Origin of the sequence: Pedobacter hiemivivus, from assembly GCF_004331685.1 — a bacterium.
Lineage (GTDB): Bacteria > Bacteroidota > Bacteroidia > Sphingobacteriales > Sphingobacteriaceae > Pedobacter > Pedobacter hiemivivus.
On record NZ_SJSM01000001.1, the window covers coordinates 703,282 to 720,921 of the forward strand.

The following is a 17,640-nucleotide window of genomic DNA, read 5'->3' on the forward strand; positions in this document are numbered from 1 at the left end:
GATGCGCCATTCTGAATAATAGTCATTTCTAGATTAAGCTTTGACTTAAGCAAACAGGCAAGATCCGGTAAATAATACAAAATTAAGAACAATTCTATATCCTAAAGGAAATAAAAGAGCCATTACTATTACTAGAAACGGCTCTTTTGTTATTGGCAAGGATATGGTTATCTTATTGATAGTCCCCTATCTTCCGAAATCAGGTTGATTAGGTCGTAAATACCACTACACTTTGTAATATTGCTCCCAGCCCTTACGCGGCGGTGGACCGACAAGTAAAGCATTGGCAACTTTATTATTCGTGATGATTTTCTTGTTACGGTCAAATTCAAGCTTCGTATTTAATTTCTGAGCAAGTACCCCCAGACAGAATACCTGACTAAGTGGGCCTGCTATCGAAAATGGGGAGCGTGTTTTCTCCTCTCCCTTACAAGCTTGAAGGAAATTCTTAAAGTGGTTTGAAGGACTTTTAGGGACTTCTGGTAGTGAGCCAGCCATTGCTAAAGCTTTTTCCTCAGGAATAATGGATAGTGTACTGCCATGAGATCCTCCTTTAAAAGTAAGCTCTTTACTGTAGATTATCTTTCCTGGGTTTAATTTTGCCGGCTCAATTTTCCCTGTGCTCGGCGGCGGTATATTCGGATCTAAACCGGAAACACCATACCCTTTTGGAATTGGCGGTAGGTTATTCACGCCATCATACCAGTTGATATCCAATGCAGGCATGTTCCCCCTTTTTGGAAACTTAAAAGCCAAAGTAGTAGCTGTTGGATAAAAGAAATCATTATGACCACTTAAAACTGGATTAACCTGATACGGCAGGCCTAGATCCAGAAACTCGTGAGCAGTATCCAGAATATGTGCGCCCCAGTCGCCAAGAGCCCCCATTCCTAAATCAAACCAGCAACGCCATTGGCCATTCACAAAATCTTTATTATAATTATGTCCCGTTGTGGCCATTTGCCAGATGTCCCAATCCAGTGTGTCCGGCATTGTTTGGGCTGCTGGGAAAGATTTCATATGGATATCCCATCCATGCCAGCGCCTTGGTGCATTCATATGCGCTGTTATTGAAGTCACATCCTTAATGATACCCGCTTCTTTCCAGGCTTTAAACTGAAAATAATTAGCATCAGAGTGCCCCTGGTTGCCCATTTGTGTAACTACCTTATCGTATTTTTTCGCCGCTTTCATCATGAGCTCTACCTCATTAAAAGTACGGGCCATCGGCTTTTCAACATATACGTGTTTTCCTAAACCCATAGCCATCATGGTGATGGGGAAATGCGAAAAATCAGGTACGCCAACGGTAACGGCATCTATCTGATTACCCATTTTATCAAACATTTTCCTGAAATCCTGAAAACGGGGTACGTTAGGGAATTCTTTCAAAACGGCTAATGTTTGTGCGGCGCCCATATCCACATCGCATAAGGCTACGATATTAACGAGACCAGTTTTGTACAAATCACGGATGATTTCGGCACCCCTGTTTCCAATGCCAATACAAGCCAGGTTTACGCGTTCATTAGGGCTGGCAAATTTTATATCTCCTTTACTCATCCCCATCAGTACGCCTGGGGTTATCGCTGCCACAGCAGACAACATCATAGTTTGCTTTAAAAAATGTCGTCTTGAAAATTCTTTACTATTCATTTTAATAATCGTATAAGGTTTACATTCGGTGTTTTTTTTCTAAGATATGATTTTAAAGGCTTTTTAAATGCGCCAGACTTTTGGGAACCTGTTGCTTCACGCCTTTGCTTTCATCTTCAATATAAAAATATCGAACAGCTGTTTTCTTAGCCGTTTTAAGTAAGTCGTTCATATCAATTTGACCAGTACCAAGGGCAACATTTTCGCCACCTGATTTCGGGCGATCCTTTAAATGCATCAATTTAAAACGTTTTGGATATTTATTTAGGTATTCAATTGGATTATACCCTGGCACCAATACCCAAAGTACATCCATTTCAAAAGAAACATATTTTGGATCGGTTTTTTGAACAAGGTAATCAAACAGACTTTCCTTAAAAAAGGCACCTCCGGGTACAAATTCAGGGCCATGGTTATGATAACAAAAACTCAGGCCACTTTCTTTAAGCTTTTTACCAAAAACATTAAAATCTACCACTGCTTTTTTGATGATGTTTGAATCAATCGCATCCTTATGCGGGATGGATGGTATACGCACAAATTCGGCGCCTAATATCTTCGCCGTTTTGATTACATTTTCAGTATTATTCATGGCGTCGTACCCTACGCCATAGGTGCTACAACGCATTCCACGCTCATCCAATAGTGTCCGCATCCGCTCAGCACTTAATTTAAATAAGCTAGAAAATTCAATATTGGTTATACCCATCGCTTTAATCATATCTAGCGTACCAGGCACATCTTGAGAAAAAGCATCTCTAAAAGTATAGGAAACGACACCAGGTGCTTCTTTTAAAAGTTTCCCGAAACGTTGAGCGAAAGATGATTGCCCTAAAATTGAGCACAGCATTAAACAAAAAAGGATTTTTTTCATGTGTTTATATTTGTTTGTATGTTATGACTAGATACTGGTTCGATTGATGTAATTCAAGCTGCAGGATCCGGAGACTATAGTTAATCTTACGGTATGTAAGCTGTTTAGTGGAAAAGTCTTCGTCCCCAGATCAAAAGTAGACCATACTCCATTTGTGGTAACCGGCAAATTCACTACCGGCAGGTCTACTCCATCAACCGAAATCTTAACTGATGCCGCCTGACTGGAAGAATACCTTAACTGGAATTTTGTATTGGCCAACAATGGCAATTCCCTCCACTCCAGCCATTCATTAGCCTGGGTATTGTTCACATGCCAACCCCCATTTGTATCTCCGTTTTTTACAATATCAATATCTCCGTCCCGGAACGTCCCGCCGCTATTTCCAACGCTCAAATCATGGTAAAAATCGCATCCTTCAGCTTCAATTTTTAGTACTGCCGGATAAGGATCATTTGAATATCGACGTACAATATTGATGCGCTGATTTGGATAATCATAGTAAGTCACATCCTTACTTCTAAAAAGGGCTGCATTCTCTGCACAATCCGTAAAGCCTTCAAGCAAAGTCATCACTGCTCCCGCACCTTTTGTATTGTTCAAAGTATTGATCAGTGCTTGTCCATGATTGGCATCTATAAACATATTTGTTGTACCCTGCACCACCCTAAATCCAGGTACACCAGAGCCCACTTTTACGTTATTAAAGGTCCATAAAGTCCATGGGTTGGCCATCGTAAACCAATTGTCTACGGCATCAATAATTGCAGGATCATTAACTAATGGATCCCGATCTAACCATGTTTTATCCACAACCAGATAAGGATCCTGACCAAATGTTATATTAAATTGAGTACGTATGTACTGCAAAATCTTTTTTAAATTGCCATTACCATAATTGATGGCCCAACTAGAGCCTACACCCCAAAAAAAGACGACAGGTTTTCCATTATACTTAAACCTTTTAGCATCAGGGATCTGCTGAAAAGCAGTTTTGATGTTATAATCCCAAATGTATTTGTAATTGGTGAGATCCCCACAATCAAATTTAGGACTGCTATTTTGATAACCAAGATTATTATCGACATTTCTGTTAGCTCCCCAGGATGCAGGGCAATCATCAAATACTGCAATTTTAAAATTTCCTGCCAGACCACGACGATCCATAGCCTGAGACAATAAGGCTAATTTTCTGGGATCACCATGATCTACATTTGGAAAATTAGGGCTGTAGCCACGACAATTCGCTGCAAAAAAATCCTGTCCACTATAAGCAAATTCCTCTACCAGATTGTCCCACCAGTCATTTTCAGAAGCTGAAGATTTGTATAATGGCAGGTTATACAATACATTCCCCGCTGCTGTAGGATTTGGTCCACCCCCAATGCGAATGGTATTGTTAAAACCAACAACAGACCCTATAAACTCGGTTGGAGCGGCTAAAGCGATACTATTTACAGTCTCACTAGTTGAAATTTGCTGACTGGCTTCGATAGAATTTATTTTAGCACAGCCGCTGACCATCAACACAGTTAGGCCAGTAAAGATAAATTGAATTAATACTTGGTTCATACGCTAAGTTTAAATTGTTAATATTTGGTTGCAGTTGATCACTGTTCCATCAAAAGAAGTATAGCGCGCTTAATTAAAGCTTAAAAAAGTATTAATATTTCAATTTATTTGTTTTTAAAATTTAGTGCTGATACTAAGACCATAGGTTCTCGGGCTTCCCAAATGGGTGGCGCCAAAATCATAAGCATAATCTGCATATATTTTATTGCCCAAGTTTCTGCCCCAGACAAAAAAGTCTAGTTTTTTTGAGGAAATACCTAATTTGGCGTTGAACAGACCATAAGCCTTTTGCTCCAGCTTATTCTCCAGATCAAAATATTGTTTACCTGTAGCTGCCCACTCCCCTCTTCCAATAAGCTTCATATGGGCTTCAGCAGAAAGCTCATATGCATATTGTAAAGCGAGCATAGCAGTGAAATTAGGTGTAAATACCTGTCTGTTGTTATCCAGATTCAACACCTCATTCTCTTTCCCCAATTTCAAATCCGTGTATTTAGCATCGGTATAACCTAGGTTATAATCTATAGACAAGCCTTTTACAGGAATAGCCGAGATCTCTAATTCTGCACCTTTGCTCCTTAGCTTACCCGCATTTTTAGTTACTGTAATGGCTTCAGGAAGGATCAAAGTTGGCACCTGTGCGTCATTTACTTCAGTATAAAATACCGCAGCATTGACCCGCAAACGTTCATTGAAGAAGGTGTTCTTACTACCAATTTCAAAACTGTTGCTATTTTCTGGCTTATAAGTTACAAATTGGAGTGATTCTGTACTCGTTTGGTTGATACCACCAGCTCTGAAGCCTTTATTGTAACTGGCAAACCAGTTGCTATTCGCCACAGGCTGATATTTTAGGATTACTTTTGGCGAAAAAGCGTGGTAACTTTTTGAATCCCGCTCAAAATCCGGACTCGATGAAGGCATCATTCCATCCATAATAATTTCCTCAAAGCCATTCAGCTTTTTGTGCTCATAATCGTACCTGAGCCCTGCTGTAGCACTTAACTGAGGGGTAATAGCATAGCCCAGTTGTGCGTAAGCTGCTACGCCCATATTTTTAGCTGTATGGGTAGCCAGGTTAGTAAAGTTAACAATCGGACTGCCATATAGCCCTGCGTCTTCACCGTAATGTGTACCTTGTTTTGTCGGACTATGTTGATAAAACCCATACAAACCAGCTGCCCAATTAAACCTGCTTTCTAGTGCTGTCGACGAGCTGAATTTAAACTCCTGACTTAATACCTGCACTTTGTTCCAGTCCTTGCCAAAATTGTTCTGTATAGCAACAATATCCAAAGGGGAAAAATCTCCATCAATAGGTGTTTTGTAAAATCTGTAGTTAGACTGATAAGCGGTCTGCGAAGATACATTAACCTTACCTGTAACGTAATTAACAGCTAATGATGCGTTTATTAAATTATCCACCATTTGGGCAATCGCATCCTGATTCACTTTAAAAGGATTGTCAAACGCGGCCTCCATTGAGCCTACCAATGGAAAAGTACCATTGTTCCGGTTGGCATTGTGCTTTACATTTAAAACCATCGACAGCCGATCATTTGCCAGGTATTTTAAGAAGTAACTCCCCATAATTCCGCTAAATTGATCAAAGCGGGCATTTGTAAACTCATTGGTATAGATCCCATTCTGTACATTATACATCCCGATTGCCCCAAAAAACAGTTTATTCTCTATCAATGGCGTACGCAAACCAAGCCGATAACGTTGTTGTCCAAAGCTACCCGCATCTATTCCGGCAAAACCTGAAGTGGTATTGCCAGGTTGCTTTGTAATGATATTGATGACACCACCCATGGCATTTCGGCCATATAAAGTACCTTGCGGACCTCTCAGCACTTCGATCCTTTCTACATCCAGTAAATCCGAAATATAGGTATCCAGCCCAAATTGGTTTACCCCATCAACATAGGTGGCAATTGCCGGATCGTATGAGGTACTTACTATTCCGCGTACTGATACCACGTTCCTCCCGTCGCCCGGATTGCCTGCATACAGATTAGGTATAATGGTACGAATGTCCCTAACGTTCCGAATGCCATAGGCTTCAACCTGGCTAGCCGAAATTGTAGTTATACTAAGGGGCACATTGTTTATGTTTTCAGCGCTTTTTTGAGCAGTTACCACCACTTCATCCAATTGCTTATCCGACGCGATGAGTTCTAAATCAATTTGAGAAAGCGTGTTACTGACAACAATTTCTTTTATGGATGTAGCGTAGCCCGAAGCACTAACCTGTAGGCTATACTTTCCGAACGGAATATGTCCAAGATTAAAACTGCCCTTCGAATTGGCAGAAACACTATAATTTGTATTGAGTAAATGAATTGCGGCACCAGCAATAGCAATTCCCTTTTGGTTATGCACAGTTCCTGTTAATCCCGTTACCTCCTGTGCTTGTAAGCCAATCTGGAATAGTAAAAATGCACACAATAGATAAATTTGTTTAATCATTATATTTTTTAATATAGCATGTAGTGAATAGAAATCCGTTCACCTAAATTCGTTTTTTCGATTAACAAAAGCATAATAAAGGGTTAATAAAACATTTGACGCTTAAATAACTTCAAAAAAACTAACATTAAGTCTTCCCATTAACTAATTATTAATACATTTTTAATTAAAGGATCTTACATTAGAGGAAACCAAATTAATTAATGTATGAGAAAAAGAATTCTTTTAACAACCTTATCCATCGTCCTTTTCGGGATTATAATCAATAACTCAGCCTATGCCCGAAAGCAAAAAGTTCTGGTGTTTAGTAAAACGCTGGGCTTCCACCACAACTCAATTAAGCAAGGAATTGATGCGATCCAAAAACTTGGCTTAGCCAATAAATTTGAGGTGGATACAACCACAAATTCCACCTATTTTAATGATAAAAATCTCAAACAATATGCCGCTGTAATATTTTTAAGCACTACTGGCGATGTATTAAACAATGAGCAACAAGCTGCTTTTGAAAAATACATACAAGCAGGCGGGGGATTTGCTGGTGTGCACAGCGCCACGGATTGTGAGTACAACTGGCCTTGGTTTGGAAATTTAGTAGGCGCTTATTTCGCTGGTCATCCTAACCAACAACAAGCTACTTTAAACGTTACAGATCGCAAACACATTTCGACCGAACACCTACCTGAGCAATGGAAAAGAAAGGATGAGTGGTACAACTTCAGAAATGTAGCGCAAGGATTAAATGTATTGATTTTTATAGATGAGAAAAGCTATGATGCGGGCAAAAACAAAATGGGAGACAACCATCCGATCGCCTGGTATCATAAATATGATGGCGGACGTTCTTTTTATACCGGATTAGGCCATACGGAAGAATCCTTTGCAGAACCACTATTTCTCCAGCATTTGCTTGGTGGAATTAAATATGCCATGGGCCGAAAAAAATAACATTCATTTAAGACCAAACTTATGACTCAAATTCATACTTCCAAATTATTCTGGGCAAGCTGCCTGGCTTTATTAGTTACTTCGCTCTCTTTTGGCATACGTGCCGGAATGATGAACCAACTGGCTATAGATTTTCATTTAAGTGCCACCCAGCTTGGCACCATTACAGCAACTGCATTTTGGGGTTTCCCTTTGGCCATTGTTATCGGTGGCTTCATTGTCGACCTTATCGGAATGAAACGCCTTTTGGTAATGGCTTTTATTTTTCATCTTGTGGGCATCGCATTAACCATCTTCGCTCAAGGATACTGGACTTTATTTTTCTCTACCTTACTTATTGGCATCGCCAATGGAACTGTAGAAGCAGCTTGCAACCCATTGATTGCAACCTTATATCCCAATAACAAAACGACACGTTTAAACTATTTCCATTTATGGTTTCCAGGTGGTATTGTAATCGGCACGCTACTGGTTACCCTTTTTATATATCTGGGTTTGGGCTGGAAGCTTCAAGTTGCTATGATGATTATTCCAACATTAGTTTACGGATACTTATTCTCTAAACTGGACTTCCCTGTTACAGAAAGAGTTTCTTCTGGATACACCAGTTCAGATATGTATAAAGCGGTACTATCGCCCCTATTTATCTTTATGTTCGTTTGTATGTTTGGTACCGCCATTACCGAATTGTTTACCGGCCAATGGATTGGTTTATTACTTAAAAATGTAACTGACAATGCAATTCTATTGCTTACCCTGACCACAGGAATTATGGTGATTGGTCGTGGTTTTGCAGAGCCTGTAGTGCATCGTCTGGCACCTCAGGGTGTATTGTTACTTTCGGCCATATTCGCGGCGGCAGGACTTTATATGCTCAGTACATTCAGTGGCAATTCCGTTTTCTTTGCTGCTATCATTTTCGGTATTGGGGTTTGTTATTTCTGGCCAACTATGATCGGCTTTGTCGCGGAGAATATTCCAAAATCTGGTGCATTAGGATTAAACCTGATGGGCGGCGCCGGTATGTTTGCCGTTTCTATATATACGATCTTCATGGGTAGTTTTTACGACAACCTGATTGTTAAACATCTACCAGACGGCACAACGCTAGAAAGCGCTACAACAGCTACGGAAAACTCTTCCGCTGCATTAGCACTAGCCGAGGCCAAAAACCTTGCTGGTCCTGAGGTGTTACAAGCCACACTTGTTATTCCAATTGTACTTATTATTGCATTTGGCGGACTGGTTATTTACATGCGCTCGAGAAATAAACAGTCTGTGAACAGTGATTCATATCAACGCGCATAATTATTTATCTTTTTTTTACCGGTAAACTGGGTGTATCATAAATTATGATACACCTTTTTTTATACGATCGTCCTAGCGGTCGTCATCCCGGTGAAGGCCGGGATCTCGCAAGAGAAAGACAATCCTTCTCTTGCGAGGTCCTGATGCCGGCCTGCGCCGGCATGACGAATTCAGGATGACGGCCGAATTAATAATGCCGACTCTTTTTGCTTAAATCAAATAAATTGATAATTAGATATTAATCTTGCATTTTAGAGAATTAAAGCCACCTTAATTAATGCTTTATTATTATTTTATTAATTGGGCACCACGTAATTTATGAAAGATTAAAACATGCCAATGTGATAATCTAAATAAATAACCAAATAATAAATTTCAAAAAGCAAAACTGTGTATGACCAAAAACCTAACCTATTCAACCAACCGATCCGGCTTATTTACTTGCCTGCTAAAATATAGCCTGGCAAATTAATAAGATCTGGCAGAAAAAGACTGAAGGCCTTAAACCAGCCTGTTTTAACCAACATAAACCAAACCTTCATGAGCATTAACAAGCATTTTATTTTAAAACAGCTAGTCTGTTTTACATCAATACCCTTAACTCCAGTTTTCAATATGGAGCTTAAAAAACATGTATCTAAACTTAACCGAAATGAAAATAAAGATCTATAAATATCATCTGATCTTACTCCTGACTTTCGTTATCGGAGTAGCTCATGGTCAGAATAAGCAAATCACCCTTAAAGGTGTAGTTGTTGATAAAACTCAGCAACCGATTGGGGGAGCATCTGTAAGCATCATTGGCGTTGCAGATCAAAAAGGCACTATAACGGATGCAAATGGAAAATTTAAAATCAATGCAACTATTAATTCGACGATAAGAATAAGCTTTATAGGCTTCATTACCCAGCAAATTGGGATCAAATCGGATGCGGAATTAAAAGTTGTGTTGCAAGAAGATCCAAAAATCCTGAATGAAGTGGTAGTTGTAGCCATGGGAATTAAGCAGGATGCCAAATCTTTAGGCTACGCCAGACAGAGCATTGACCCAACTTCAATGACTGAGGCCAGGGGAAGTAGTTTATTGGACATGCTCGCTGGTAAGGTTGCGGGGATGCAGATCATTTCCGGAGGCGGCCCAGGTGCATCAACACGGGTAGTGCTAAGGGGTAATAACTCGCTGACTGGAAACAACCAGCCCTTATTTGTAATTGACGGAATACCTGTACTGAATGGATCAGGAGAAAATGGTGACCTGGATTTTGGTAGCCCGGTGAATAATATTAATCCTGATGAAGTAGAAAACATTGAGGTTTTAAAGGGCGCAAATGCCGCAGCTTTATACGGATCCGATGCCGCAAATGGTGTAATATTAATTACCACAAAAAAGGCAGGTAGAAAACAGGGACTCGGTATCAGTTATGGCTTTAATGCCATGTTTGGACACCTATACAACTTCCCTACCTATCAGAACATTTACGGTGCGGGTCAGGGTAACGCTTTTAAAAGAGAAGGAATGAATTATTTTGGAAACTCTAATAATGGTGTAAATTTTAATCCGGACTTACCTTACGGAATATGGAATCCTAATATGGGAAACCAAGATCAGCGTTCCTGGGGTATGCCGATGCTGGGATTTGATGTTGTTGGTAGAAATGGTGTAGTGAAAGAATACATACCACAACCTCAAACCATCGAGAATATGTATAAAATCTCTAATACCATTACCAACAGTTTTGCGATCGATAAAGTTACCGACGTATTGAGTCTGAGGTTTTCATATACCGGGCAAAAAGCAGATGATATTCTGGAAAATTTCAATATCATGAGTAGACATAATTTTAACCTAAGAAGCACAGCTAAAATTACCGACTACCTGGATATTGATGCCAATGTCAGATATATTTATGAAAATACGGACAATAGAGGCTACCGCAACGCTAGCAATAGAAACCCATTGTATGTGATGGCCAACTTGCCAAGAGATGCTTCTTATGAGGAGTTGGTGCCCTGGAAACAAGCTGGTGGTATGCCCTTTAACTTCAATGGTTTTGTAAACCCATTTTGGTTGTTAAATGAAACACCGAACCAGGACGACAAAAGTTCCCTTAACGCGGGCCTGACTGCTAACATCAGGTTCAACAATTTATTAAGACTGAGATTAGTAGCCTCAACTGAAATGCAACAAGGAAAGGGCTGGGATCTTACGAATTTATATAGCCCTTGGGACGTTGATGGTGAATACAATAAGTGGAATCGAACCAGTACCAACAACAATTTCAACGGTTTATTTTCCTTTAACAAAAAGATTCAGCAAGATTTTACCCTTAACTCGAATCTTGGCGCATCCATACAAAATATCAAGGCCGATAAATTATCGAACAGGGCTTTCATGCTGATCACCCCGGATTTGGCAAGCATTGCCAATGCCAAAGGACTTATTGGCGTTACACCGGAGATAGAAAAGAAAGACAAACAAGCCATTTTTGGAATGGGTAATGTTGGATACAAGAACTGGGCATATTTAGAAGCTACAGCACGTAATGAATGGTCAAGTGCTTTATCTCCAAAAAACTCTTCTTACTTCTACTATTCATTCAGCAGCAGTTTAATATTGACCGATGCACTTAAAATAGATAAAAAAGTACTTTCATATCTTAAATTGAGGGGCTCTTTTGCCCAGGTTGGAAATGACACCGGTTTTGACAGGCTTTACAGCGGATATTATAGAGCCAATGACGGCACTTTCCAAGGTATCCCCTATTTTACTGGCGAGGACGTGCTGAAGAATCCAAATCTTAAGCCAGAACAAACCCAATCATGGGAATTTGGAGCAGAAATGAAACTCTGGAACGGCCGTGTGAACGCGGATGTAACCTATTATAACAAACGTACCAATGACCAGATTGTGGAGGCCGATGCACCATTGGCCAGTGGTTACCGTAGAACGATAATCAACGCAGGTGAGGTTCAAAACAAGGGACTGGAAGTAAGTTTGATGGTTAACCCGATTAAAACAAAATTCTTTAACTGGAATACAACATTCAATTGGGCCAAAAACGATTCAAAAGTACTCTCCCTGAATAATGGTGTGGCCCGATATGAGATGGCCAGCGGTGATAACATCAAACTTTATGCAGAAGTTGGAAAACCTTATGGTGTTTTCTATGGCAACGATTATAAGCGGAATAGTGACGGCGCAATTTACGTTGGCGTAGACGGAAAGGCTAAGTTTTTGCCTGATCAGTATTTGGGTTCTATACAAGCCGACTGGTTTGGAGGCTGGCAAAATAGTTTCAGAGTTGGGCCAGTTGATATGGGTTTTATGATTGACTTCCAGTCTGGAGGAAAAGTATGGTCTTATACCGCATTTAGAGGTGGTATTGATGGCAGTACCGTCCAATCTTTAGATGGACGCTATGATGCGTTGGTATCTGAACTGATATTGGGAGAAAATGGGGATGAAAGAAGAGGATTTCTTCAGCCGGGAAACACGATTAAAGCAGGCGCCAATTACCTGGAGAATTATGTAGCTTATCCAGATGGCTTTCGTCCAAAAGGAGTTCAACTGGGTAATACAGTATACGATCCATCTGTTGGTTCATTCTGGGCAGAAAAACCTTCTATGGCATGGGTAGCTCCAATGGACCACTGGACGCACAACAGCGGTTCTAGCGCTGCCAGATATATTTATGATGCTTCTTATATTAAATTAAGAGAAGTAACCCTTGGCTACAGCCTAAAAAACACCTGGTTTAAAGGAACTCCGGTTAAAGGAGCCAGGGTCGCATTCGTAGGCCGTAACGTAGCCATATTATATCAGAACACACCAAAAGGGCTAGATCCTCAAGCGACCTCTACAACAGGCAATGCCCAGGGTTTTGAAAGAGGATTCAGTTTACCGATGGCAACCTGGGGATTTGATGTTAAACTATCATTTTAAAAAATACGATAATGAGAAAAATAGCTTATATATTATCTTTCATTTTCTTAGGAGCTGCCTTTCAAAGCTGTACAAAGAATTTTGAAGAAACCAATAGAAATAATAACAAGGTCTATTCCGTAGATGCCAATGACATTTTTGCAGGTACAGTTGTGCGTACCATGAAACTCATTCAGGAACTGAATTTCAACAAATTGATGAACTTTTCCAGATACGCAGTGGTTGGTTTTGCTACAAATCCATCCCAGGATATTGGAGATAATTATTTCAGTCAGTTTTATGTGGGGATCCTCCGGGACCTGCTGAAATTAGAAAAAGATTATGCTGGTAAACCAGAATATGCCAATCGTTTGGCTATCGTAAAAACCTGGAAATCTTATGTATTCTACATGATGGCCTCTATATACGGCAGTGTGCCAATGAGCGACGCTTTAAGTGTTGCTGGCGAAAATAAAATCAACTTCAAATATGATTCAGAGCAGGAAATTTATACGCAAGTCCTAAACGACCTTAAAAATGCCGGGGATCTATATAGCAGCTCAGCTACTTATCCAAACGACCTGATACAACGTGACCCAGTATTTGGCGGCGCTACTTTTGGAAAATCGAATCTGGTAAAATGGCAAAAGTTTACCAATACCTTGCGTTTAAATGTGGCCATGCATGTACAAAATATATCCATGGATTTGGCCAGAGAACATGCAACTGCAGTAATGAACGATGACTCAAAATTAATCTCTTCATTAGATGAGATGGTTAAATTGCAATGGGGTAGCGACGAGTCTCTAAGTGCTTCTTATTATTACACCAGATTCATCAAGAATGTGACTACTTTCAGTGAAATGACCTACCCTGCCCTGGGCGAATATTTTTCGACTTACCTGTTTTCTTATAACGATCCTAGAATAGGTGCTTATGCTATGAAAGCGAATGTAATGGCGCCAGCCGGGACAAGACCTATGTTATATTCGGACACCTTAACCCGTGCGCACCTCAAATTCTGTACACTTAAGGACTGCCCAACTTTTGCGGCACACCAGGCTGATGGTAAAAATGCCAGCCGGGTCGATTCTATCCTGGTAGAGTATGCAATGCCGTATGTACCACTCCCTGAATTAAATAGTTTGGCTGCAGGTTGGGAATGGGCTTTTGTACCTGGACAAACTTATCGCTATAATGATCCCTTGGGTAGCAAGAATAGCCCTTACAATTTCTCTTTTGTGCATACCGATTTTGTAAAAGAGAATGCCAGCATGGTCTTACTAAATTGGGCCGATACCTATTTCCTTAAAGCGGAAGCCGAAATGCTCTTTGGTTCGGAAGGAAAAGCACAACTATACTACGAACAAGGTGTTAAAGCTTCTTTTGCACAATATAATTTAGGAGGCGTAGACAATTACCTTGCACAAAACGGCATAAAATGGAATACTGACGGCAAAGGATTTGCGGACAGACGCTTATTATACCGTGCCAGTATCCGTGGAAAAGGTGGCCGCGACAATCACCTGGAACAAATTTATAAACAACGTTACATAGCGGATTATTTAAACTGTTTAGAAGGCTGGAACCTGGAACGCAGGACACGCGCACTTCGTTTTCCACCATTTTTGGCCAATGGTGGCAGCAGTGATGTAGAAGGATACAATTCCGTTTATAATTACTGGACCGAGCGTTTTGTCTATCCAATTGTAGAGCAGAGTAAAAACACTGAATCCTACTACAACGGGATTGAAAACCTAAAAGCAGTAAGTCCATATTACAGGGGAGACAGATGGGGAGATAATGTTTATACTTCCCTGGGTTTTGCAAAATTGAACCCCGATCTCATCTTCGCCGAAAGAATATATGGTGGCAATAAAATCATCAAACCTAATTGTGAGTATTTCAATAAGAAATACGGTAAAACCTATGAGGAAGTTGTAGTAACCGCAAAAGCGATGACTGGAGAGACAGATGAAAACATTGCCTTAACCAAGGCTTTCAGTTATAACTTCAGGTCACTTTTGAAGACCTATATACCTTAACAGCTTAAAAAACAGAGATTATCTACATAGAAATAATCATGATGAAAAGAAATATTAACATTGTATTGACAGGATTGACCATAGCCCTTATGGCCAGCTCCTGTAAAAAAGACAAAAGTCCGTCTATAGACGACTATCCATTAAACTATACGATTCCAAAAGTTGCTGTCAGTTCCGACATTCCGGTTGGCGCCTATGTTTATGATCCTTCTGGGGCCTTGGTTGCTGATGAAATTAAGTGGACAAGAATCACAGAAACATATAATACAAGTATTGGAAAGCTAGGGCCAAATGTTCAGCCGACATTGGGACGTTACGAATTGAAACCTGTAATAGCAAGCGTTAGCCGTTTGGATTCAATCGCAAGATGGGCAAGAGAATCCAGAATCGATTTTTTGATCACCCCTCCAATTAGGGAAAATGGAAATGCCTTATTTCCGAATAACCTTAATGGTACAGATTCCTTATTGGTAAACATGTTTGCGGAACACAATACTGTACTTCCCTCAGTAAATATGGGCGAGATGAAGTACGCCATATCAGTAGACATCCAAAATTTTAGTGCTGGATTGAGCAACAACCTACTTCTGGAAGGCGCCCCAGCTACTGTAATCAATGTGAATGGACAAAATATAACCGTTACGCGCGAACAGCGCTTATACAACTTTTTGAAACGGATTTCTCTTTATTTTAAAGACCTAAACTATTATCATTCCCAGGGTCGCCCAGTGCTGGTCTTTATAGGCGCAGATAAATTGTACACGGAAGACAGTAAAAAGGTGTATGACAATATCCGTAGCGTTATTAAAGAGCAAACAGGAAAAGATGTTTACATCATTGCCCGTCAGCCACAATGGACACCATCTGCACGCTTTGAGTATTTCTTTAATAAGGGAAAAGTTGATGCCGTAAGCATGGATAATATGTGTAATGTGGGTGGCGGTGCCACTGGCTGGGATAGAAGTTATTTGCTAAACCGATTAATTAATGAGAATTATAAGCTGAATAAGGACTATCTGTCTAAAAATTTCGGTATTGATTTTATTCCATCAGTATCTCCATCTTATACCACTTACATCAACAACGCCAACCCGGACTATAGCGCTCCTACGATCAGAAAAAATGAAAATGACTTCAGAGAGCGTTGTAACGTTGCCAAGATGAATTTAGGGAATAACCGTATGGTACTTATTGAATCGATGAACAATTGGACATGGGATTCACAAATTGAGCCGACAGTATCTAATTACGGAGAAGGATATGGAAGCAAGTATCTGGATATCGTGCGTCAAGAGTTCAAAGTTCAATAAAAACAGTTTAATTATAATCAATTATGAAAAGAACATCAATATTCAGCTTAATACTCCTGATGATTGTTTTGGTAAATTGTTCAAAAGACCCCAATCAGGCACCAGATAAACCCACCATAACTCTTGAAAGGGATGTTTATGAATATCTAAATACCGACAGGACAGGAACTGCCGCTATTACCGTTACAGGAAACATAGAATGGACCGTTGAAACACTGGCAGAACAATCCTGGTTCGGTGTGGTTAAAAAAGGCGATCAGCTTGAGTTTTCCATGGAGGAAAATGCCAGTCTGTATGACAGGGTGGCTAAGGTTAAAGTCAGCAGTACCGACAAAAGCTTAAGCAAAATCATCGTGATTAAACAGCACGGAAATACCCCGACTCTTATTGTTGATAAAACTGCGTTGAAATTCCTAAACCCTGGTGACAATGCTACTGTAGAGATCAGGAGCAATATGTCATGGTCCTTAACTTCTACCGCAGATTGGTTAACCTGGGAGATTAATGGAGACCAGGTTAAACTGATCGCTACAGCAAATCCTGCTGAAGGTGAGCGCAGCGCAATTGTTACGGTAAATGCGGACTCTCCAATCTTCAATCAGACTATCACTGTTACGCAAAAAGGTACTGTAGAGTTTGATATCAACACAAAAAACGTCCAGTTTACCAAAGATGGCAGTTCTGTAGACGTACTAATCACAACCAATCAGCAATGGAATTATGTAACAAGTACGGCCCCCTGGTTTACTGTGGTAAGAGACGGAGGTAAACTAACGGTTACTGCTCCTAAAAACAACTTTATCGATCAGAGCGGAACCATTACGATTACTTATGGTGCCATAAATGTTGTGGTTAGTGTTAAACAGGCTGGTATTACTACGGGAAATGAACTGGACAAACAGGTTTTAATTGCGATATACAATTCAATGGGCGGTGCCAATTGGACAGGTACCAAATGGAATATTACAGCGCCATTAACAGAGGCTACGGCAGCTGCGAGCTGGAGTGGAGTAGTTGTAGCGAAAGTAAACGGTGTTGACAGGGTAAGAGCATTAAATTTCGGAGCAAAAAACCTAAAAGGGCCTATTCCGCCTCAAATTGGTTTCCTAAGTGAGCTGGTTACCATTGATATGAATAACAACAACCAGCAGCTAACAGGAACAATCCCAGCAACGATGGGTAATCTGGCCAATCTTACCGCTTTGACATTAAGCAGATCTGGTCTGACAGGTACGATTCCTGTTGAATTTGCAAATCTGACCAAATTGACCTCGCTTCAGATGCATACCTCTAATTTTATAGGGCCAATTCCAGCTAATGTTTTCAGCAAAATGCCAAACCTTAATTCATTAGAATTGAGACTTAACAATTTTACAGGGCCATTACCGGCAGATATGGCAACCCATCCTAAAAAAGCGAGTTGGAATTTTGCCAATATATGCCCTCAAAACACAGGATTTGGTTTTACAAACTGTCCGTTATAAGAGATAGGTGTATCGTCCGTTAGGATTGAATCATCTTTAATTAAATGAA

10 protein-coding genes are annotated in these 17,640 nt (G+C 40.2%); 6 read left to right on the forward strand and 4 right to left on the reverse strand.

Features of this window, described 5'->3' with window-relative positions:
* Positions 1 to 225 precede the first annotated feature (225 nt).
* The 4 genes from EZ444_RS02545 to EZ444_RS02560 form a co-directional block, all read right to left on the reverse strand.
* On the reverse strand, positions 226 to 1,656 hold the full coding sequence (locus EZ444_RS02545; RefSeq protein WP_131606913.1) for a Gfo/Idh/MocA family oxidoreductase: 1,431 nt from the start codon (positions 1,654 to 1,656) through the stop codon (positions 226 to 228).
* Between the two features lie 52 nt (positions 1,657 to 1,708).
* The gene (locus EZ444_RS02550) at positions 1,709 to 2,530 is read right to left on the reverse strand and encodes a sugar phosphate isomerase/epimerase family protein (protein WP_131606915.1); all 822 of its coding nucleotides are present in this window, start codon (positions 2,528 to 2,530) and stop codon (positions 1,709 to 1,711) included.
* 27 nt (positions 2,531 to 2,557) lie between these two features.
* Positions 2,558 to 4,102 carry a DUF5010 domain-containing protein gene (locus EZ444_RS02555; RefSeq protein WP_131606917.1) on the reverse strand — a complete coding sequence of 515 codons (1,545 nt, stop codon included), beginning with the start codon at positions 4,100 to 4,102 and terminating at the stop codon, positions 2,558 to 2,560.
* A 114-nt stretch (positions 4,103 to 4,216) separates the two neighbouring features.
* On the reverse strand, positions 4,217 to 6,574 hold the full coding sequence (locus tag EZ444_RS02560) for a TonB-dependent receptor (RefSeq protein WP_131606919.1): 2,358 nt from the start codon (positions 6,572 to 6,574) through the stop codon (positions 4,217 to 4,219).
* 207 nt (positions 6,575 to 6,781) lie between these two features.
* On the opposite strand from EZ444_RS02560, the gene EZ444_RS02565 reads away from it, so the two are divergent.
* From EZ444_RS02565 to EZ444_RS02590, 6 genes are all read left to right on the forward strand, one after another.
* The gene (locus tag EZ444_RS02565; protein WP_131606921.1) at positions 6,782 to 7,522 is read left to right on the forward strand and encodes a ThuA domain-containing protein; all 741 of its coding nucleotides are present in this window, start codon (positions 6,782 to 6,784) and stop codon (positions 7,520 to 7,522) included.
* A gap of 21 nt (positions 7,523 to 7,543) precedes the next feature.
* Positions 7,544 to 8,830 carry an MFS transporter gene (locus EZ444_RS02570; RefSeq protein WP_131606923.1) on the forward strand — a complete coding sequence of 429 codons (1,287 nt, stop codon included), beginning with the start codon at positions 7,544 to 7,546 and terminating at the stop codon, positions 8,828 to 8,830.
* Between the two features lie 652 nt (positions 8,831 to 9,482).
* Entirely contained in the window at positions 9,483 to 12,773 is a 3,291-nt protein-coding gene (locus EZ444_RS02575; protein WP_205945189.1) for a SusC/RagA family TonB-linked outer membrane protein, read from the forward strand.
* A gap of 11 nt (positions 12,774 to 12,784) precedes the next feature.
* Positions 12,785 to 14,797: a SusD/RagB family nutrient-binding outer membrane lipoprotein gene (locus EZ444_RS02580; protein WP_131606927.1), complete on the forward strand. Its 2,013-nt coding sequence runs from the start codon at positions 12,785 to 12,787 to the stop codon at positions 14,795 to 14,797.
* Positions 14,798 to 14,835: 38 nt separating this feature from the next.
* Entirely contained in the window at positions 14,836 to 16,107 is a 1,272-nt protein-coding gene (locus EZ444_RS02585; protein ID WP_131606929.1) for a glycoside hydrolase family 71/99 protein, read from the forward strand.
* 23 nt (positions 16,108 to 16,130) lie between these two features.
* Positions 16,131 to 17,591 (forward strand): BACON domain-containing protein, encoded by a 1,461-nt coding sequence (locus EZ444_RS02590; RefSeq protein ID WP_131606931.1) that lies wholly within the window; start codon positions 16,131 to 16,133, stop codon positions 17,589 to 17,591.
* The last annotated feature ends 49 nt before the right edge of the window (positions 17,592 to 17,640 follow it).